Genomic DNA, 20,811 nt, shown 5'->3' on the forward strand with positions numbered 1-20,811 from the left:
ACGGTTGCTTTGCATCCTTAAAACAGCGAAACCTGCCGCTGATGCTTTCACATCATTGCAGGTTTCGCTGTTGAATTATTTACAGAAGATTATTTTTCGCTCCAAAGCGTGTATGTAATGCCCAGTTGGAATACGCGGTTGAACCGTTTGAGATCACCGTCATCATCCAGCCTGCTCAGACCGAATATATAACGGGCATCGATGCCTACTGGAGTAGAAGGGAATTGATAGCTGGCGCCAAGACCAAGGCCAAGATCGAATCCTTTGTATGCATCATTTACATCTACGGTAACATCTCCCTGTTTCATTTTTCTTGTTACTGCAAAACCAAACTGAGGGCCCAATTGTGCATGTAATCCCTGAATAAGTTCGTACTTTATCATCACAGGGATATTGATGTAATTGAATCTTGCTTTCAAATCATCACCGGATCTGTCTGCCTTTGCTCCCTGCGTTGAATAAACCAACTCAGGTTGAATACTGAATTTATTACCTACTGCGAAGTTGGCATAACCACCTACATGCAATCCTATTTTGGAATCCCAATTATCAGCATCTTCCCCACCCCAATCGGCTACGTTCACTCCACCTTTTAAACCAATTTTTGTTTGAGCATTAGCTGCAACAAATGTTCCGGCAAAAGCAAGCAGCAAAAAAATCCTTTTCATGTTTCTTCTTGTTTAGTTTATTGACTTGTTGTAAATGCTAACAGAAAAATCCCGTTTTCATTTACGGATGCAAACATATAGTGCAGTTATGAATCCAACAATATGTTACATGTTACAATTAGCAGAAATTTTCATGCCATGTTTTAAATTCCCATTTTTGCACTTATCCCAAAAACAGCTACTAAGCTGCATTTCAGCGAGTATTGAATCTTATCAACTGTGCGCAACGTTGAAATGGGAATTTTATTTCATACCCCTGTTTTAACAGTTGCTATCACAAAAGAAACATTGCTATTTTTCCGTTTTCGCTCCCCTCCAACCGTTAATATTGAAAAAAGAAAATGACCGAAGTATTCACTTCAGTCATTTTCAAAATCAGTTGAGGCCCACTTATTATTTACCGAAAAGTTTCCAGCTGATACCAAGTTGAATAGCGTTATTATGCGCTTTCCCACCCATTTCTGTATCATTGATATCAGAGATACCAAAATTGTAACGGGCATTCACCGCAATTTCTTCAGTGATCTTGTAACCAGCACCGGCAACCCAGGCAAAATCTGTTTTCTTTGTTGCATCTTTTACGTCCAGTTTGTCGTCGCCATCTTTCAATTCTGCTTTAGTAAGGAAGCTGATCTGGGGACCTGTCTCGAAATAAAGACCCAGTGGCAAATGATACTGGAACATTACAGGCACCGTGATGTAATTGAGGTTGTGGTCATAATCATCACTTCCATCTTCGATCTTTGCACCTTGCGCAGAATACAATACTTCCGCCTGTGCAGCCATGGTTTTTGTAAAATGATAACGGCCATAAGCACCGCCATAATAACCAATTTTCATTTTGGAATCTTCTGCAAAATAAGATCCGCCGCGAAAATCAGTGAGCTGTGCACCAGCCTTCGCACCCAGGCTGAATTGTGCAGAAGCAGTAGCAATAGAGGCTAAGCAAATAAGAGAGAGCAATACCTTCTTCATAATGTGAAAATTTAAAAGGAGCGTTGATAATGACTGCAAACATAACGGTCAGCAAAACAAATTGTTCGTAACGATTTGTTAACCTCTATTCTTTCTTTCGTGTATCCGGAACAGTTACTGCACAAAAAAAGAGCGCATGAAGCGCTCTTGATAATTTTATTTCGATAAAAAAAATATTTATGCTTCCAACATAAAAGGATAACCGTAATCAACCGGAGGGTTGAAAGTTTCCTTGATGGTCCTTGCACTCAACCAGCGATAGAGGTTGAGGATAGATCCCGCTTTATCGTTGGTGCCGCTGGCTCTTGCTCCACCAAAGGGTTGCTGACCTACCACTGCGCCGGTTGGTTTATCGTTGATATAGAAATTGCCGGCAGCGTTGCGAAGCTTATTGGTAGCGAGTTCTACAGCATACCTGTCCTGCGCGATGATAGAACCTGTCAACGCATAGGGAGAAGTATTGTCTACCAGCTCCAGCGCTTTTTCAAACTGTTCTGCATCGTATACATGGATAGTGAGTACAGGTCCGAAGATCTCTTCGCACATGGTTACATAGTTCGGGTCCTTTGCTTCGATCACGGTAGGTTGAATATAGTAACCTTTGGTTTTGTCGCAGTTTCCACCAACCAGTACAGAAGCATTGGCATCATTCTTTGCGTTATCGATATAAGATTTGATCTTGTCGAAACTCTTTTCATCGATCACGGCATTGATGAAGTTGGTGAAGTCTTCCACTGTACCCATCTTGAAACTGTTGATACCTTCCACCAGCAGCGTTTTCACTTCCTCTGCAATATTGGAAGGGATATAAGCGCGTGAAGCGGCAGAACATTTTTGTCCCTGGTATTCAAATGCGCCGCGCAGCAAGGCAGTGGCCAGTACTTTCGGATCAGCGCTCTTGTGTGCGAGCACGAAATCCTTACCACCGGTCTCACCCACGATGCGAGGATAGGATTTGTAATTGTGCATGTTCTTACCGATGGTTTCCCACATATTGTTGAACACACCTGTAGATCCGGTGAAATGTACGCCTGCAAAATCCCTGTGACTGAAGCAAACGCTTCCGATTGTAGGACCATCCACGTAAATGAGGTTGATCACACCATCTGGAAGACCAGCTTCCTTCAGAATGCGCATGAACATTTGCGCGGCATATACTTGTGTATTGGCAGGTTTCCAAACCACTACATTGCCGCACATGGCTGCGGAAGTGGGCAGGTTACCGCCGATTGCAGTAAAGTTGAAAGGCGTTACGGCCAGCACGAAACCTTCGAGCGGACGGAACTCCAGCCTGTTGTGGATCCCTGGCGCGCTGATCGGCTGCTGACGGTAGATCTCACTCAGGAAATGAACATTGAAACGAAGGAAATCGATGAGCTCACATGCGCTGTCGATCTCAGCCTGGTAAGCATTCTTGCTCTGTCCGAGCATGGTGGTACCGTTCATGTACGGACGATACTTTGTGGCAATCAGGTCAGCCGCTTTCAGGAAGATATTGGCGCGGTTCTCCCAACTCAGGTTGCTCCAGCTCTCTCTGGCAGCGAGTGCTGCGTCGATGGCTTTGGTAACATGGCTGGCGTCTCCTGCATGGAAATGCCCCAGTGTGTGGGCAGTTTCATGAGGCGGGCGGAGCGCTACTTTTTTGCCGCTGCGCACTTCTTCTGCACCGATATACATCGGGATATCAGCCTGTGTATTTTTCAGCTCTGCCAAAACTTCTTTCAGTCGCTTTTTTTCCGGGGATCCCGGAGCATAGCTCAATACCGGCTCATTCGCTGGCATAGGGTATGAAAAATATCCAAGATTCATATCATGTAGTTTTTGTTTTTGAGCAATGGTAATTAGGCAGTTTCCTTTTCCATCATCAGGTAAGCCTTGATGAATCCATTCAGATCCCCGTCCATCACGGGCTGTACGTTACCTACTTCGAAGTCGGTGCGATGGTCTTTGATCATTTTGTAAGGATGGAAAACATAGCTCCTGATCTGGCTACCCCACTCGATCTTCTTCTTGTTGGCATTGGCAGCATTCTTCAATGCTTCGCGCTTGCGCAGCTCTTCTTCGTAGAGACGGCTCTTCAACATCTGTAATGCCATTTCCCTGTTCTCACCCTGTGTACGCGCTTTCTGGCATTCCACGATGATCCCGCTGGGAATATGTTTCAGACGTACGGCGGTTTCCACTTTGTTCACGTTCTGACCACCCTTACCACCTGAACGGTAGAATTCCCATTCAAGATCGGCCGGGTTCACTTCCACCTCGATACTGTCGTCTACTAACGGATATACATAGATGCTGGCGAAAGAAGTATGCCTGCGGGCATTGCTGTCGAACGGGGAGATGCGCACCAGCCGGTGAACGCCGCTTTCGGCTTTCAGGAAGCCGTAAGCGAATGGTCCGTCAAACTGGAGCGTAGCACTCTTGATGCCTGCGCCATCGCCATCCTGCCAGTCGAGTTCCGTAACGGACCATCCCTGCTTCTCACCGTACATGCGGTACATGCGTGCAAGCATTTCGGCCCAGTCCTGGCTCTCTGTTCCGCCGGCGCCGCTGTTGATCTGCAGCACGGCAGGCAGTTCGTCCTCAGGTTGATTGAGCGTACTCTTGAACTCGGCATCTTCAAGATGACTGATAGCTTCATCGTGCGCAACGCGGACTTCCTCCTCCGTTGCCTCACCGGCTTTCCAGAAATCGAAGAGCACAGCAAAATCCTCTACCGAAGTAACAGTTGTTTCGTACAACTTAACCCAGTATTCATTCTGCTTGATGTTCTTGAGAATCTCTGTGGCGCGTTTGTTATCGTCCCAGAACCCGGGAGATAAACTCAATTGTTTTTCCTGGTTGATCTTATCACGTCTGTTATCGACGTCAAAGAAACCTCCTCAGGACCACAATCCGGTCCCTCATAGCCTTGATTTGTTCTTGTGTCATAGGGGCGCAAGTTACAAAAAACTAACCGATTGCGGACTTTTTCCGAACTTCACCCTTCAACCAAATATATCATGAAGACCTACGTTTTAATGCTTGCGGCCGCATCATTTTTTGCCGCCTGCAACAATGCCGACAATACCAAAAAAGAAGGCGAAGCCACTAAAATTAACCCCGCATCGCCTGTGATCAAAGAGGAATCAGTGGTGTATACAGACGGGAAAGATACCCTCAATGGCTACATTGCTTACGATGAAAGCATCAACACCAAACGCCCGGCCATACTGATCGTTCCGGAATGGTGGGGCCTCACGCAATATCCCAAAATGCGTGCGCGTGAACTGGCAAAACTGGGTTATATCGCCATGGCAGTGGATTTTTACGGAAAGGGGAAGATAGCAGAAGACCCCCAAACAGCGAAAGAATATGCCATGCCCTGGTACCAGGCCCCCAAAGCTGCACAGCAACGCCTCGATGCCGCCGCCGCTTTCATCAAAGGCAATACGGTTACGGATACAGCACAGATCGCAGCTATAGGCTACTGCTTCGGTGGTTCGATGGTGCTGAATGCCGCCAAGCTCGGCTCCAACCTCAAAGGCGTGGTGAGTTTCCACGGCGCATTGGAAGGCGGTGTAGTTCCTCAGAAGGGTCTTACCAAAGCGAATATCCTGGTGTGCAACGGAGAGGCAGATTCCTATGTGACGCCAGATCAGATCGCTGCTTTCAAAAAGCAGTTGGACTCTGTGGGTGCGCCTTATACATTCAAGCAATATGCAGACGCCACGCATGCTTTCAGCAATCCTGAAGCAACGGAGAAAGGAAAAAAATTCAACATGCCCATCTCCTATAATGCTGCAGCAGATACCGCCTCCTGGAAAGACATGCAGGACTTCTTCAAAACAGTCTTGAAGTAAACAAAAATTATCCGGAAAAGGATAAGAAACTCAGGGAAAGATCATTAGCATAATGGATAATTTCTATTGTGCATTGGACAAAAAAAGAAGGCCGTTCTCAGCCTTTTTTGAGTGATCGAAACCTCCGTTTTTTATCCTTTTCCATTTTATGCATATTGCAACTCCTGCTCGTCCTCTACCGTCTCATAACGAGGTAATATAACCGAGAAAGTACTTCCTACACCAGGGTTGCTGTTCACTTTAATGCATCCCCCGTTCTTCTCAAGAAAATCCCTGCACAATTTCAGTCCCAGCCCTGTTCCCGTTTCACTGTTGGTGCCGCGTGTGGTGTAATAATGATCTCCGAAAAGTTGCGTGATGGCTTCCTCGCTCATGCCAATACCTGTATCCTGAACAGCAATTTCCACCATTGCTTCATGCTCCCTGGCGCTCACCCAGATGGTGCCATGTGCCGGTGTGAACTTGATGGCATTTGAGAGGATATTGCGCAATACCAGGCTGATCATTTCACGATCGGCATAACAATACACCGGTTGCTGCAAGCTGGTTTCCAGCCATATCTTTTTATTGTCCGCCTGCAGGCGCAGCAGGGCTACCGTTTCATCGATCATATGATGTAGGTCCAGCATTTCCGGCTGTACCGTTTCCTGTCTCATTTGTGATCTGGCCCAGAGCAGCAGGTTCTCCATCAGGCTGGTCACATAATTCATTTCATTGGTAACTCCGGGGATCATTTCTTTGATCTCTTTAGCGGAAAGCTTTGCCTGCTGCATGCTGAGGAAAAGATTACGCAGGGCATACATCGGCGTTTTCAGGTCGTGTGCGATCACGGAGAACAGCTTAGTTTTGATTTGATTGAGCTCAGTGAGTTCTTTGGTCTGCAATTCAAGCAATGTTGCTTTTTCGGCGATCTCCCGTTTTTGTTTGCCGATAGCCAGGTTCTGCTGGCGAAGCTCGCGGCTTTTCACCATCAGCGTATACTGATAACGGATATGTTCCTGCTTGATCAGGAAGAGTGCATAAAAGATGAATCCCAGTGCAAGGATATGATTGAATGCAAATACCCAGTAGCTGATCTCCGACAACTGAAAGTAGTACTCACGGGGAACAACAACCGCCAGCAGGTAGCAACTGCTGCTCCAGAGAAAGGAGAACACCATGCTTACCATTCTTTGCAGGAAAAAAACGGCGATCACGATATACAAAAGGAAGAAGAGCCCCACCCCTACATTCACTTTCCCGAGATAAACGATACAGGTTACAAGGGGGTATAACGCGAAGTAAACAAGCCGGGCATACCGGTAATGATTTTCGTGATTGAGCCAAAGCACCAGGGTACAGATAAGAATCGGGGCCAGGGACACATACCAGGTCAGGGGCGGCAGGTGCCGGTTACTGAACAGGCCGGCGAAGATCAGCATCAGTCCTGCCAGCATGCTGATACAGTTGAGCTGGTTGAAAATGATCAGCTTGCGCCGTTCAAAATCGTCCATACCGCCGGTAACGCCCAGTGACCGGAGTTGTTTCCATTGCCTGATCAGAGCCTGGCCGCGGGTTTGCATATAAGGTAATTTTCAGGATATTGAACGGAAACAGTAACGTCCGGAGACTTGTTTTATTTCGATGAAAAGAAAGGCGGGAAAAGCATTGTACAATTATTATATGTAAATTGCTGTAACAGATTTAATTCCCCTTTAATAGCCCGGGCCGTTCTGGCAGGATTCTTGAAAAAAAATCAGGTATCGCCCAATTGTATTATTCATCATTTAAATAAGCAGCTATGAGTACACAAAAAGTAATGCTCGGCACATTAACCGGGGTATTGGCGGGAGTGGCCATCGGAATGTTGTGTGCCCCGGCATCGGGAGCGGAAACCCGTCAAAAGATCTCGGACAGCGCCGGTGCATTGAGGAAAAAGTTCAACCGTTTGATTGGAGCGTCTGCCGATGAACTGGATGAATTGAAAGATGTATTCTCCTCCGAGATCTCAGGGCTCAAAGAGGATGTTCGTGAAAGAGTTCTTGAATTGATCAAAGCAACCAAGGCAAGTGGCAACAATATCAGGGAACAGGCTACGCTGTAGCGTAAGCATTAACCGAAAAGCTATAGGCTATCGTTTGTGAAAACAGACGGTAGCTTTTTTTATACTTGCTAATTACAAAATCATTAACATTGTGCTATAATCATCACAAATTACTCACTATGAAAAAACTTCACACTCGTCTCTTTGTTTGTGCTGCTCTTGCACTCACAACCATCACCACCCCTGTTCTTGCCGCTGCAGTTGTTGAGCCTGTTCCCGTAACTGTGCCCGGGTCCACAGAACCCACACCTGCTGAAGTAAAAGCAGCTATGGAATCATTCAGGGCGCTTCCCCGCAAGGAAAGGAAAGAAAGACTGAAGGACGCCAAAAAGATGCTGAAGGAATATAAGGCAGACAAACGTGCAGGCAAAGCCGCAGAAACAGACCAGGTATTGCTGGCTATTCTCGCTATCCTACTTCCGCCACTGGCTGTATACCTGAAAGAAGGTGAGATCAACAGCAAATTCTGGATCAGCCTTATCCTCACCCTGCTTTTCTGGATCCCCGGTGTAGTATATGCATTACTGGTAGTATTTGATGCAGTATAATCGAAAGCATCCCATACCGTAGAAAGATGACTTCAAAAACATCTTTCACCTGTAAATACAAATGCATGAAAAAATTATCGTTCGCCCTATCCGGTATGGCGGTGACGCTAATGATGGCAGCATGCAGCAACAGCATGAATACCACTGGCGGAAACCAAAAGCTGGAAGGCACATCCTGGAAGCTCATAAAACTCGGCTCTATCAACGGAGAACTGCCCAAAACTCCCAAGGAAGTGACCATGCAGCTGGATACCGGAAGGGTGTTTGGCAGCGGCGGATGCAACAGGTACTTCGGGTCTTACAGCCTGAATGGCTCCTCCCTCAAATTCAACGGAGTGGCCAGTACCAAAATGTTCTGCCAGGGAGCTATGGAAGTAGAGGATGGATTGATGCAGTCGATCAATAATACTGATGGCTACTTTATACAGGGCAAATGGTTGTCGCTGCTGAAAGGAGCTGATACGCTGGCGAGGTTTGAAGCATCCCGAACGATACCAAAATAATTTTTCGCTCAGGGGGTCTCATTCAGGTCTGGAAAATATACCAACGCGGGAGGATTTTTTTTCTTCTGTAGTAAGGAAGATGGGGCGGTGGATTCTTTGCCCGGCCTCATCGCTTATATTTTCAAGGCCCTGAATGAGATACCCCTTCGCTTATGGCCCCCGAATGTGCAGCAGTGCTGATACAATGATGGAATATTAGAAAACCGGATTATTCACATGGATTTTCTATTTTTTGTATTTCTCCTTTTCTTTTTTCCCTTTTTTTGCTTTTTGCAATCTCCTTCATTCAACTCCTCACCGTTTATTTCCATTATCATTCTTTCCCCTCATCTTCATACATAAGTCATCAATCAACTCCCCATCTCTCAGCAACAACCTTCTGTCCAATTCTCAAGCAAAACTGACCGCCATTACTTTCGCTGATGCACCTGTTCCCCATCCCTCCTTCCCAACCGCTCCGGAACAGCGCCAGCGGCTACTCTATTATCCCATAGAAAATTGATAGCTCTCTCAAAATTGCCGGCCATCCTCGCCCCGATATTACTTGCGAACGCCTTTTAATTTATTGTTTTATTGCCGATGCTCTATCGGCGCTCAAGGCCGCCGGAGGGAATATGGGTCGCGGCCTATGAAACATAAGCGAAGAAGTCCCATAGCATTCCCACTGCCCATCTCTCCCCACAGAAGAACAAAAAATATCCTCCCGCGCCGGTTTGTTTCATCAGCCGCAGATCATATTCCCCCGCCGGCCGCCTCCCCCATCACAAAACAAAAACAAAAAGCCGGTCGCCCACCAATGAGGGACCGGCAGTTTCCGGGAACGGATCAAATTTTCTTTTTCGGGTATTGAGAATCGCTGGAATCGGAGCGGCACCACCCGCTCCACTTTAAATACGTAACATGCGGGCAATTGGATTGCGAATTCCAATGTGTACATTCGTACCCTAATATTTTTTCCATGATCGACCTCCGTTCAGACACCTTCACCCTCCCTACCCCGGGCATGCTGGAAGCCATGATGAAGGCCCCGGTGGGCGACGATGTCTTTGGTGAAGACCCCTCCGTAAACCTCCTGGAACAAAGGATGGCCAGCCACTTCAATATGGAGGCAGGACTATATTGTCCAACCGGCACCATGAGTAACCAGATCGGTATAAAAGCGCATACACAGCCGGGTGATGAAGTGATCTGTGAGCAGTCGGCCCATGTATACATTTATGAAGGGGGCGGAATTGCTTTCAATTCAGGGGCGCAGGTGCGCACGCTGGAGGGTGAACAGGGAAGGATCAGGGCTGAGCAGGTAGTGATGGCCATCAATCCCGATGATGTACATAAGGCCAGGACCAGTCTGGTCTGCCTGGAAAATACTTCCAATCGCGGGGGTGGCAGTTGTTATGACCTGGAGGAGATCCGGCGCATCCGCGAGGTTTGCGATGAGCACCGGCTCCTGCTGCACCTCGATGGCGCCAGGCTTTTCAATGCACTGGTGGCAAAGCAACAGGCAGCCAGTGATTATGGTCCGCTTTTCAATAGTATCAGTGTTTGTCTAAATAAAGGTATGGGCTGCCCCATCGGCAGTGTGTTGATGGGAAATAAGGATTTTATCCGCAGGGCAAGAAGGATCAGGAAAGTACTTGGCGGCGGCATGCGGCAGGCTGGCTATATGGCCGCAGCCGGACTTTATGCGCTGGACAATCATATCGGTAGACTTGCTGAAGATCATGATCATGCGCAGCAGATCGGAGCTGCATTGATGCAGACAGATTACGTGGAGAGCCTGTTGCCCGTGAGCACCAATATTGTGATCGCAAAAATCAAAGCGCCCCGGAAACCGGCACAGATCACGGAGCTGCTGAAAGCAAAACAAATCCTGGCATTGCCAGTGTCACCAACACAGATCAGGATGGTATTACACCTGGGTATTACCCCTGAAATGACAGCTATAACGGTGGATACTATACGAAATTTGAAATTGGATACACAATAAACGAGGACCGGACAGCTCTCGCTGTCCGGTCCGTACCTCATTCACGTAGGTTGCAGGGTTTAGGGGAAATACGTAGGGTAAAAATTGTAACTATGTAAAGAGAAGGGATTTTCGCCTGACCGCAATATTTAAGGAACATTATTTACGCATCCTACGTGTATACACCTATGACTTGATAAGTAAAGAATATTGAAAGCACTTTATTTTTGACCATAATTCTAACCAGATGCTACCGAAAATTAAACCTCAGCGTACCGAAGTGTGGAAAAAACTGAACACGCATTACAAAAAAATAAAAGACGTCCAGATTAAGGAACTGTTTGAAGAAGACCCTGAAAGATTCAATAGGTTTTCACTGCAGTTGGAAGATATCCTGGTTGATTTTTCCAAGAACCGCATCACTAATAAGACTTTGTCGCTACTGGAAGAGCTGGCCCAGCAAAGCGAGCTGAAACCCGCCATCGAAGCCATGTTCACTGGAGAGGCCATCAATGAAACGGAAGGCCGCGCCGTGCTGCATACTGCGCTCCGCAATTTCTCCGGCAAACCGGTGAAGGCAGAGGGTAAGAATGTAATGCCCGATGTGCAGCGCGTATTGAAGCAAATGCAAGACTTCTGCGCCAGGGTGCACAGTGGTGAATGGAAAGGATATACCGGCAAGAAAATAAAATACATCGTCAATATCGGGATCGGCGGAAGCGATCTCGGCCCCTATATGGTTACCGAAGCGCTGAAGCCTTTTTGGGTGGAAGGGATTGAACCTTTCTTCGTATCCAATGTGGATGGCACGCATATCGCCGAAACATTGAAAAAAGTGAACCCCGAAGAAACGCTGTTCCTGGTGGCCAGCAAAACCTTCACCACGCAGGAAACCATGACCAACGCCCTCACAGCGCGTGAGTGGTTCCTGCAATCAGCCATCGAGGAAGCGCATGTGGCCAAACATTTCGCAGCCCTCTCCACCAATGAAAAGGAAGTGGTGAAGTTTGGTATCGATAAAGCCAATATGTTCGAGTTCTGGGACTGGGTTGGCGGACGATATTCACTCTGGAGCGCTATCGGACTCAGCATCGCCCTCACTACCGGGTATGATCATTTCGAGCAATTGCTCCGGGGCGCACATGCAACCGACCTGCATTTCCGCAATACGCCTTTCGATAAAAATATTCCCGTGGTCCTGGCCCTGATCGGTCTCTGGTATACCGATTTCTTCGGCACACAAACAGAAGCCATCCTGCCATACGATCAATACATGCATAGATTTGCCGCCTACTTCCAGCAGGGCAATATGGAAAGCAATGGCAAGAGCACTGACCGCCGCGGCAAAGCAATCGATTATGCAACCGGACCAGTGATCTGGGGCGAGCCCGGCACCAATGGCCAGCACGCATTTTACCAGCTGATCCACCAGGGTACCGTGATGATCCCCTGCGATTTCATTGCACCGGCTATCAGTCACAATCCTATCGGGGACCATCATACGAAACTATTGTCTAACTTCTTCGCACAAACGGAAGCGCTGATGAATGGTAAACCGAAGGATGTGGTGCGTAAGGAACTGATTGCAGCAGGCAAGGGGCATGATGAGATCAAAGCCCTCCTGCCCTTCAAGGTATTCTCCGGAAACAGGCCCACCAATTCCATCCTGATCAAAAAGATCACTCCCTATACATTGGGACAACTCATTGCTATCTACGAGCATAAGATCTTTGTGCAGGGCGTGATCTGGAATATCTTCAGCTTCGATCAATGGGGTGTTGAACTGGGCAAGCAACTGGCCAATGCCATCCTTCCGGAATTGAAAGACAATAAGCCTGTGGCATCGCATGATTCCAGCACCAACGGGCTGATCAATGCCTTCAAAAAAATGCGGGGATAGCCATTTAATTGCTATTTTACCGCCCCGGAAAACCTTGCCCCCATCATATGAAAAACAAACCCTCAGTCCTGTTACTGTTCAGTGTGTTCCTTTCACTGTGCGGTGTAGCGCAGGAGCAGCTTTGGAATGATCTGAGTCAAACAGACCAGGGAATGGCCCGACGCCCTTTATCAGCATCACCCTGGCCGGGAAAACACCGCCTGGTAAAACTCAATACAGCAATAGCACAGCAGTTACAGCAACTGGCGCCCATGGAAAATGCACAGGCTCCTTTTCCCGTAGCTGCTGTTCCCTTTGGGATACCGCTTCCGGAAGGAGGACTGCATCCGGACATCATTACAGAATCTCCCGTACTCTCCTCCGACTTACAAATACTCTACCCTTCCATCAAAACCTACAGGCTTCGCGATGAGCAAACGAAAAGATTCACCGGCAGGATTACCATCACCCCTGATGGAGTAAATGGATTGATATTTACAGACAGTGGCGCCGCTTACATTTCAAGCGCCCCGGAATTCGGGACTGGCGCACATGTAGTGTACTATGTAAAAGATATCGAACTGCCGGTTCTCCTTCGTTGCGGGGCAGAAGCAGAAGAGTTCTCCCGGGTAGCCACAAACGAAATAGGGACCTGTATTCATCGGAACGGTGGCGCATGAAATAGCCCATCAGTTCAGCGCAACACACTCCTTTTCCGCCAGCAATGGGCAGTGCGGCAGCAATGCCACGGAAAGCACGGCCTGGGAACCAGGCGGCGGCTCCACCATCATAGCATATGCAGGGAGTTGTACAGGCAATAGCTACCAGAACAATACCGATCTCTATTTCCATGGCGGAAGCATTGAACAGATCACCAGCTTTGCTATGAACGCTGGCACCTGCGCCAGTATCACGGAAACCAGCAATACATCACCCGTAGTTTCGGTTAGTAATAACAGTTATATCATACCGCCAGGCACTCCCTTCGAGCTTAAAGCATCTGCAACAGATGCCGGGAGCAACCTGCTGTATAGCTGGGAACAGATGGACGCTGGTCCGCTGACCAATGAAAAACCCAGTTCCAGAGCGGGTTCGGGGCCATTGTTCAGGTCATTTCCGCCCAATGATAATCCCGGTCGTGTGTTCCCGATGATATCTGCTGTTCTCGCTAATACCATTCCTGATTATGAAATGCTGCCCACGGTGGCACGCTCTATGAAGTTCAGGGTAACGGTGAGGGACGGCGCCCCCGGCGGTGGTTGTACAGCAGAAGCCGATGTGACTGTTACCACCGCAGGCGCCACACCATTCCAGGTAACTTCACAGAACAGCGCCACTTCCTGGACGGCCAACGGCGCCAATACAGCAATCATTTCCTGGGATCCCGGCAGTAGCAGCGAAGCACCAGTGAACTGTACTTCCGTGAACATCCTCTTCTCGGTTGACGGCGGTTACACCTACCCCTATACGTTACCGGGTGCGTCAGGTGAACCTGGACGCACAGACGGTGATGAGCATCATCGCCAGGGCTGAGCGTATTGATGGCAACACGATGCTGCGGCTTCGTCCCAACCCTTTGAAAGATCAGCCATTGCATGTGGAATACATTACAAACAACAGGGAAGAATTACAGTTAGTGATCACAGATAGCAAGGGCGCGGTAATAAGGCAGACCAAAGTAAATGCAAAACAAGGTGTGAATCAATTTCAATTTAACCTGCAACACCTGGCGAAAGGATTGTACTTTGTTACAATTCACCGTGATGCAGGCACCATCGTTTCCAGGTTCGTAAAACTATAAAAGAGGAAAAGTAGAAAGTAAAAAAGCCTCCGGTATAAGGTACCGGAGGCTTTATAATAAATAAAGTTGAGACTAAAGTGAGATTACCATTTGTCTACTTCTTCACCTGCATCGGATGATGCGCTATGTGAAGGAGCAGCTGCATTGGCTACCACAACCACCTCTTCCGAAGCGTCCACTTGTTCATCGGCCACTTCACCTTCTACTCCCTGTTCATTTTCCTGGTCGTGGTTGTAAGCATCGAAATCAAAGTTAGGCATCAGATCGGTCTTTACATAGTCAACAGCTTCGGTCAACGCTTTCAGGAACTTATTAAAATCTTCTTTGTAGAGGAAGATCTTATGCCTGTCGTAACCGTTTTCGTTGAATTTCTTCCGGCTCTCCGTGATGGTAATGTAATAGTCATTGCCGCGGGTAGCTCTCACATCGAAGAAGTATGTTCTTCTTTTCCCAGCTCTGATGCGCTTACTGTAAACGCTTTCCATTCGTTTGTCGTTGTTTTCGTACGCCACAGTCATTTTAATTTTGCAGTTTAATAATTGGCAGTTTTACAAAAAAGTAGGCACAAATATAATATTGTTTTTGAACCGGCAAAATTTCCGGCCGGAATTTACGTGGTTTTATTTAACCGGAGAATAGTAAGTTAACTACTTAATTGTCGTCAGAAGTATCGGATCGTTCCAGTAGTTGTTGTTCATACAAATATGAGTAATACCCGTTTTGGGCCAGGAGTTCGCTGTGCGTTCCTTTCTCCACCATTTTCCCATCTTCCATCACGATGATCTGATCAAAGTCAAATAGTGTAAAAATGCGATGCGTAATGATGATAGCAGTCTTGTCTTTAAGGTAACGGTTCAGGTTACCGAGAATTTCTTTTTCTGTTCTGGCATCAACTGCGCTGAGGCAATCATCAAACACAACAATATGCGGGTCCTTGATCAGGGCACGTGCAATGGAGATCCTTTGCTTTTGTCCGCCACTGAGTGTAACACCACGTTCACCGATCATCGTATTATACTGATCATGAAAACCTGCGATCTCTTTTTCAACGCTTGCATGGCGGGCAGCCTGCTGCACTTTATTCAGGTCGGGTTCGCCATCCAGTCCAAAACTGATATTGCTGGAGATGGTATCGCTGAACAGGAAAACATCCTGTGGTACATAACTGATCTGTTTACGAAGGCCCTGCAGGTCCATTTTCCGGAGATCTGTTTTATCGATTTCTATATTTCCGCTGCCGGGATCATACATGCGCAACAGCAATTGCGCTATCGTAGTCTTACCAGAACCGGTATGCCCGATGATGGCGATCTTCTCTCCTCGCTTCACATGCAGATCGAATGATTTCAACGCGTGTATACCGGTATTCGGATAAACGAAATCCACATTATTGAAATCGATCACGCCATCCAGTGATGGTTCGATGGCGGCAACCGGCTCCCCGATGGCAGGCGTCGTATCCAGGAATTCGTTCAGGCGTTTCTGTGATGCCGCTGCGCGCTGGATCATACTGGCCGTCCAACCGATAGCGCTTACAGGAAATGTGAGCATGTTCACATACATCACAAATTCAGCAATAGTACCGATTGTAATGGATTGATCGCCACGGATGGCATAGATTCCACCTATCATGATAGTGAGCAGGGTACTCAGCCCGATCAGCAGCGCCATACTGGGGAAATAGATGGCTTCCACTTTCGCCAGCCCGATCGCATTTTCCTTATAAGCCTCTGCATTCTTATTGAAAAATGAGAACATCGCTTTTTCCTGCACAAAGGATTTGATCACACGGATGCCGGAATATGATTCCTGTGCGTTGGTGGTAAGATCGGAAAGCAGACTCTGGATCCGTTCACTTTTCCTGTTGATGATATTGTTCACGAAATAAATGGTGATGGCCAGCAATGGCAGCGGGGCCAGCACATACAAAGTAAGCATCGCATTGGTGGCAAGCATGAAGTATACACTGAAACCAATGGTCACCGCCAGGTTGATGAAATACATCAGCGCCGGACCTGTGTACATGCGCACCCGGCTCACGTCTTCCGCAATCCGGTTCATCAGGTCTCCCGTGCTATGCGTCTTATAGAAATTGGAATCGAGTTTCAGGTAATGATTGAACACTTCGTTCTTCTGATCGAACTCGATATGCCGGCTCATCACGATGATGGTCTGCCGCATCAAAAACAGGAAAAATCCACTGAGGATGGCCAGAGACAGCAATACGATGCCCGTCCACACAATTTTCTGCCCAAAGCTCAGTTCAGCGCTGGTGAACTGATCGATCAGTTCTTTTACGCCAATATCATAATTGGATTGCTTTTTGGTTACCTCACCTACTCTTTCGGAATAGTGACCGGGTGAATTCTTCTGGATCAGCTCCAGCTGCACTTCATCAATCACAAAGCCCGTCAGTTGCGGAGAAAGTATTTTGAAATAGTTGGAAAGCACGATGAATAGAATACCGAAGAGGAATCGCCACCGATATTTCCAGAAATACTTGTTGATCGCCTTTAAATGCTTCAATCGGGGAAATTTTACGCAAAGGTAAAGGATATGAAAGAATATTGCTGCCGATGCTGGAAGCCTCTGCACGTATTTAATAATTTATTGGGTCAGCAGGGTAAAACAGGCATTCCGACGGGGCATATGGCAGTTCATCGGAAAATAAACATTCTATTTTTTGCCTGGCAGGAAATTGCAGCTATAAACGCCAATAGACGCAGGACCTCATCGCTAAAAACAAAAAAGATATGGAGATCGTGATACCGGGCGTTACCAATGAACCCGGACTGGGAAATATGGTCTGGAAAGTAACCGACGGTCCTGACATCACACGTGGTGAACTGAAGAACAACCTGAGTATATAAATAATTTTTTCAAAAAAGATTCATAGCGCATAAGGGTTTTCTCTGTCAAGTGTTTATCATTATAGAACACCATTTCAATCACCTGCTCTGAAAGATAAAGAAGGCATACCAGGCGCAGAAGCAAAAATGGCGAAAGCCGTTGAAACGTATTTCCGTACACATATGAACGGACTGCATCGCTATGCCTGGTCCATCCTGCGCAATAATGAAGCTGCCAAAGATGCGGTTCAGGCTGTTTTCCTCAGGCTCTGGGAAAAGCGACAGGAGATCGATGAACAGCAATCCGTACAAAGCTGGCTCTATACTTCCGTGTATCATTTTTGTTTGAATGCGAAAAGACACGAGCTGGTAAGGAAAGATTATCAGTTACAGCAGTTGTCCATTTACCAGCAACCCGGCTTTCGCGATAACCTGATTGGGAAAGAACGATTGCAGCAGATCACCGATGCACTGGAAAGCCTGCCACCACAATGCAGGATCATTTTTTACAAGAGCAGGTTCGATAAAATGAAATATGCCGCCATTGCGGAAGAGCTCGGTATTTCCGTAAAAACAGTGGAAGCACAGATAGGAAAGGCATTGCGCATTCTCCGGAAGAAATTGTCCGGCGTTCTGGTAATGATCATTCTGTATGTAACTACATAAAATGAGCCAACACACCAACCATCAAGTGAACGATCAGTTACTGGCAAAATACCTGTCAGGCGAAGCTGCGCCTGAAGAAGCCATCCTGGTGGAAACCTGGCTTACAGATCCTGACAACAACAACCGGTTCCGGCAGGTTTCCACCATGTGGACGGCGCTGAGCGGAGAAACGCCTCATCAGCTGCCAGATCAGGAAATTGCCTGGCAGGAACTTCACCCGGCTATGATCAGCAACAAACCTGTTGCCGGAAAATGGAAAACAGGAATAATTTACAAGATCAGTATCGCTGCCGGTTTATTTTTCTTTATTGCAACAGCCCTGTATTTCCTCGTTTTTCATCAAACAACAAAACAGGACGAAGTAATAACGCAGATGATCACCCGCAAAGCAAACCTGCAACTCCTCCACGATACTCTCCCGGATGGCTCCTCACTGGTTTTGAATAGCGGCGCCAGTATCATTTACCCGAAGGAATTTACCGGAACAACACGCCGGTTGCAACTGCAGGGCGAAGCCTGGTTTAATATTCAACAAAGACCAAACTGGCCGTTCATCATCCAGGCAGGGCCGGTCCAGGTGAAAATTCTGGGCACCAGTTTCAATATTCTCGAAAACAAAGACTCAATTGTGGTTTCGCTGGCTTCAGGAGCAGTACGCCTGTGTGCCGGCCCGGATAGCCTCACCCTGCAGCCCGGTCAACAAGGCATCTACGATATTGCAGCACGGCGTTTTACCCTTGCCAGCAAGTACAATCACAATCAGACAGGCTATGCCACACGCGTTTTCGATTTCCACAATGCCAGCCTGGAAGAAATAGCTGCCCGTATCAGTAAAGCCTATGGCATTAACATCATCTTCAATAATAAAGCGCTGGCCACCTGCACCATGAGCAGTACCTTCGAGAACCAATCGATCGATTATATCATGAATGTGATTGCAGCCACCCTCAATATTGAATACAGGATAGAAAACAATAAGATCTATTTAAGCGGGAATAGTTGTGAATAGAATGAGAATATTCAATTGCCTGACCTGCCTGCTGTTCTTATGCATCGGAGCCCGGGCACAGAACCTGAAACAGGAAGTGCGGCTGCACAAACATGAATGGCCGCTGGATGCCTTATTACAGCAGGTAACCAGCCAGACAGGCGTTCGCTTTTCTATCAACACGCGAAAATTCCCGCCCTCCCGCACGCTACGGATCAAAACGCTGAAGCAGCCGGTCAGTGCCCTGCTGGCAGAAATCAGGAATACTACCGGCATCGCTTATACGCAGGTAGGCACGCATATCATTTTACTGGACCAGTTACCAGCCAGGAAAACTGTTGCTACAACAAAAAAGAAACCAGAACTGGTTATGCCGGCAAAGCCCGGCATTCAGCCTTCACCGGAAAATCATACAGCTTCAGAGACCTTGTTGAATCCCACAGCAGTCCGGTTATCCATTATTCCACTTACTACTGCTTCAACACCTGCCAATGTCTTTTCCGTTTCTGCTCCCCGAAAAGCCCAGCTACAAAAACTGTTTATTAAGAAAACGAAACTGCCAATCACCACAAAGCCTGTACCGAAAGAACGCAAATACCGCAACAAAAAGGAATTCGATATTTACAAAGGCTGGTTCTCAAAAGCTGGCGCTGCAACAGACGATGTACTGTACCTCCACAATTCCATCCTGGTAGGACATACGTATGCATATGGGATCATCGGCTATACCACCAATTTGAAACAAGGCGGGCTTCGCTACGGGATCGGAGGCTCAATGCCCGTAAAAACCAGATGGGACCTGCATCTGCAGCTATCCACCGGAAAACTGGATTTCAAATACGATTCCAGTAGGTCCGTTACCAAAGTGATCAATACAAACTGGCATCAGGCTGCACTGAAAATGGAATTCAAGATTTCAGAACAGGTTAGGATCATGTTCGGCCCTGTTTACAACCTGCTCAAATCGAAAACTAATTTCTTCAAGGATACAGATCATTACATGCTCACACAATTTGAACTGGAGATGCTGGGCAATCATATGAACACCCTCTATACCATCAAAGATGAAGTAGGTCAAAGGGCCGGTACACTTACCAAAAGCTGGATCGGGCTGCAGGCTGGTATCTATTTTAACCTTAACTTTTCAAAGTAACTGTAAGGGTATTTTTTACTTCAAGTGTATCATATAAGCACAGGAAATAACAATCCCACTTATATGATCGGCATATTGAAAACAGCGGAGCGGGCTAACAGCCATAGCTACTCGAACAACTATGTATATCAGCGTCATGTTTTTGCCTATAAAGCAATTCCCCCAGCTGCCATTCACAACAAAATGGTACTGGAACTGGGATGTGGCGAAGGTTACGGTATGGAGATGCTTTGCGGAAATGTTACCAGCTGGACGGCGGTAGACAAAAAGAGACCGGCGCAGATCCATTTCAGCGGCAACCTGGATTTCAGAAGATGTATATTGCCAGACCTTTCTGCATTCAATGATGAAAGTTTCGATACCATTATTTGCTTCCAGGTGATAGAACATATCAGTGATGATCATGCGCTGATGCGGGAAATGAAAAGAATATTGAGAACCGGGGGAATCCTCTATCTCACCACACCCAACAAACGAATGTCGCTCACCCGTAATCCCTTCCATATACGGGAGTATTCTCCAGTGCAAATGGCTGCGCTGGCAGCGGAGCATTTCGATAGCCCTGAAATACGCGGCATCTTCGGCAATCAGCTGGTGATGGATTATTACGAAAGCAACAAGAACAGCGTTGATAAAATTCTCCGTTACGATCTGCTGCACCTGCAATACCGGCTGCCTGCCTTCATGCTGCGGGGCATTTACAGTCTGCTCAACAATTACAACCGGCTGCTGATCGCCAAACAGGTTCCGGATATTACCAGCGCCATCCATCACACTGATTTTTTCCTGGATTCGCACGCAGGCAATTGCTTAGATTTCTTCCTGGAATTGAAAAAAAGATAAGCTTCTGAAAATCCGTAATTTAGTTATGTGACCGTTATCACAGAAAA

General features: G+C 47.1%; 20 protein-coding genes. 13 read left to right on the top strand and 7 right to left on the bottom strand.

The window, feature by feature from the left end; genetic code table 11:
• Window positions 1–89: 89 nt before the first annotated feature.
• The 4 genes from D9Y29_RS05475 to prfB form a co-directional block, all read right to left on the bottom strand.
• Complete coding sequence (locus D9Y29_RS05475) at window positions 90–668, bottom strand: porin family protein (protein ID WP_127125801.1); 579 nt, start codon at window positions 666–668, stop codon at window positions 90–92.
• Window positions 669–1,061: 393 nt separating this feature from the next.
• Window positions 1,062–1,643, bottom strand: a complete 582-nt coding sequence (locus D9Y29_RS05480) for a porin family protein (RefSeq protein ID WP_127125803.1) — start codon at window positions 1,641–1,643, stop codon at window positions 1,062–1,064.
• Between the two features lie 177 nt (window positions 1,644–1,820).
• Entirely contained in the window at window positions 1,821–3,452 is a 1,632-nt protein-coding gene (pruA, locus tag D9Y29_RS05485; RefSeq protein WP_127125805.1) for an L-glutamate gamma-semialdehyde dehydrogenase, read from the bottom strand.
• Window positions 3,453–3,484: 32 nt separating this feature from the next.
• Window positions 3,485–4,574 (bottom strand): peptide chain release factor 2 gene (gene prfB, locus D9Y29_RS05490; protein WP_420902508.1). Its coding sequence is split into 2 segments (ribosomal slippage): window positions 3,485–4,525 and window positions 4,527–4,574, totalling 1,089 coding nucleotides; the frame shifts between segments, so codons are not numbered across the junction.
• A gap of 71 nt (window positions 4,575–4,645) precedes the next feature.
• On the opposite strand from prfB, the gene D9Y29_RS05495 reads away from it, so the two are divergent.
• Entirely contained in the window at window positions 4,646–5,485 is an 840-nt protein-coding gene (locus D9Y29_RS05495; protein ID WP_127125809.1) for a dienelactone hydrolase family protein, read from the top strand.
• A 146-nt stretch (window positions 5,486–5,631) separates the two neighbouring features.
• Here D9Y29_RS05495 and D9Y29_RS05500 read toward each other — a convergent pair whose 3' ends face one another.
• A complete protein-coding gene (locus tag D9Y29_RS05500) occupies window positions 5,632–7,047 on the bottom strand; it encodes a sensor histidine kinase (protein ID WP_127125811.1) in 1,416 nt (471 codons plus the stop codon).
• Between the two features lie 218 nt (window positions 7,048–7,265).
• Between D9Y29_RS05500 and D9Y29_RS05505 the strand changes: the two genes are divergently transcribed.
• From D9Y29_RS05505 to D9Y29_RS05540, 8 genes are all read left to right on the top strand, one after another.
• Window positions 7,266–7,568 carry a YtxH domain-containing protein gene (locus tag D9Y29_RS05505; RefSeq protein ID WP_127125813.1) on the top strand — a complete coding sequence of 101 codons (303 nt, stop codon included), beginning with the start codon at window positions 7,266–7,268 and terminating at the stop codon, window positions 7,566–7,568.
• Between the two features lie 119 nt (window positions 7,569–7,687).
• Entirely contained in the window at window positions 7,688–8,116 is a 429-nt protein-coding gene (locus D9Y29_RS26645; protein ID WP_206513716.1) for a YqaE/Pmp3 family membrane protein, read from the top strand.
• Window positions 8,117–8,181: 65 nt separating this feature from the next.
• Window positions 8,182–8,619: an META domain-containing protein gene (locus D9Y29_RS05515; protein WP_164735267.1), complete on the top strand. Its 438-nt coding sequence runs from the start codon at window positions 8,182–8,184 to the stop codon at window positions 8,617–8,619.
• 958 nt (window positions 8,620–9,577) lie between these two features.
• Window positions 9,578–10,606, top strand: a complete 1,029-nt coding sequence (locus D9Y29_RS05520) for a threonine aldolase family protein (RefSeq protein ID WP_127125817.1) — start codon at window positions 9,578–9,580, stop codon at window positions 10,604–10,606.
• Between the two features lie 226 nt (window positions 10,607–10,832).
• Entirely contained in the window at window positions 10,833–12,485 is a 1,653-nt protein-coding gene (gene pgi, locus D9Y29_RS05525; protein WP_127125819.1) for a glucose-6-phosphate isomerase, read from the top strand.
• Between the two features lie 47 nt (window positions 12,486–12,532).
• Window positions 12,533–13,144: a hypothetical protein gene (locus D9Y29_RS05530; RefSeq protein WP_127125821.1), complete on the top strand. Its 612-nt coding sequence runs from the start codon at window positions 12,533–12,535 to the stop codon at window positions 13,142–13,144.
• Complete coding sequence (locus D9Y29_RS05535) at window positions 13,134–13,997, top strand: reprolysin-like metallopeptidase (RefSeq protein WP_164735268.1); 864 nt, start codon at window positions 13,134–13,136, stop codon at window positions 13,995–13,997. The genes D9Y29_RS05530 and D9Y29_RS05535 overlap by 11 nt, the downstream gene beginning before the upstream one ends.
• Window positions 13,942–14,265 carry a T9SS type A sorting domain-containing protein gene (locus D9Y29_RS05540; protein WP_127125825.1) on the top strand — a complete coding sequence of 108 codons (324 nt, stop codon included), beginning with the start codon at window positions 13,942–13,944 and terminating at the stop codon, window positions 14,263–14,265. Before D9Y29_RS05535 ends, D9Y29_RS05540 begins: the two co-directional genes overlap by 56 nt.
• A gap of 83 nt (window positions 14,266–14,348) precedes the next feature.
• Here the strand turns inward: D9Y29_RS05540 and D9Y29_RS05545 are convergent, their stop codons facing one another.
• Together D9Y29_RS05545 and D9Y29_RS05550 are read right to left on the bottom strand one after the other, a co-directional pair.
• Window positions 14,349–14,783, bottom strand: coding sequence for a DUF3276 family protein (locus D9Y29_RS05545; RefSeq protein WP_127125827.1), 435 nt, complete (start codon window positions 14,781–14,783; stop codon window positions 14,349–14,351).
• 133 nt (window positions 14,784–14,916) lie between these two features.
• Window positions 14,917–16,791 (bottom strand): ABC transporter ATP-binding protein, encoded by a 1,875-nt coding sequence (locus D9Y29_RS05550; protein ID WP_127125829.1) that lies wholly within the window; start codon window positions 16,789–16,791, stop codon window positions 14,917–14,919.
• A gap of 470 nt (window positions 16,792–17,261) precedes the next feature.
• On the opposite strand from D9Y29_RS05550, the gene D9Y29_RS05555 reads away from it, so the two are divergent.
• From D9Y29_RS05555 to D9Y29_RS05570, 4 genes are all read left to right on the top strand, one after another.
• Window positions 17,262–17,780: an RNA polymerase sigma-70 factor gene (locus D9Y29_RS05555; protein ID WP_127125831.1), complete on the top strand. Its 519-nt coding sequence runs from the start codon at window positions 17,262–17,264 to the stop codon at window positions 17,778–17,780.
• 1 nt (window position 17,781) lies between these two features.
• Entirely contained in the window at window positions 17,782–18,789 is a 1,008-nt protein-coding gene (locus tag D9Y29_RS05560) for a FecR family protein (RefSeq protein WP_127125833.1), read from the top strand.
• A gap of 1 nt (window position 18,790) precedes the next feature.
• Complete coding sequence (locus tag D9Y29_RS05565; protein ID WP_127125835.1) at window positions 18,791–19,921, top strand: hypothetical protein; 1,131 nt, start codon at window positions 18,791–18,793, stop codon at window positions 19,919–19,921.
• A gap of 63 nt (window positions 19,922–19,984) precedes the next feature.
• Window positions 19,985–20,764, top strand: a complete 780-nt coding sequence (locus D9Y29_RS05570) for a class I SAM-dependent methyltransferase (protein WP_127125837.1) — start codon at window positions 19,985–19,987, stop codon at window positions 20,762–20,764.
• Window positions 20,765–20,811 lie beyond the last annotated feature (47 nt).

Source organism: Pseudoflavitalea rhizosphaerae (genome assembly GCF_003991355.1).
Taxonomy (GTDB): domain Bacteria; phylum Bacteroidota; class Bacteroidia; order Chitinophagales; family Chitinophagaceae; genus Pseudobacter; species Pseudobacter rhizosphaerae.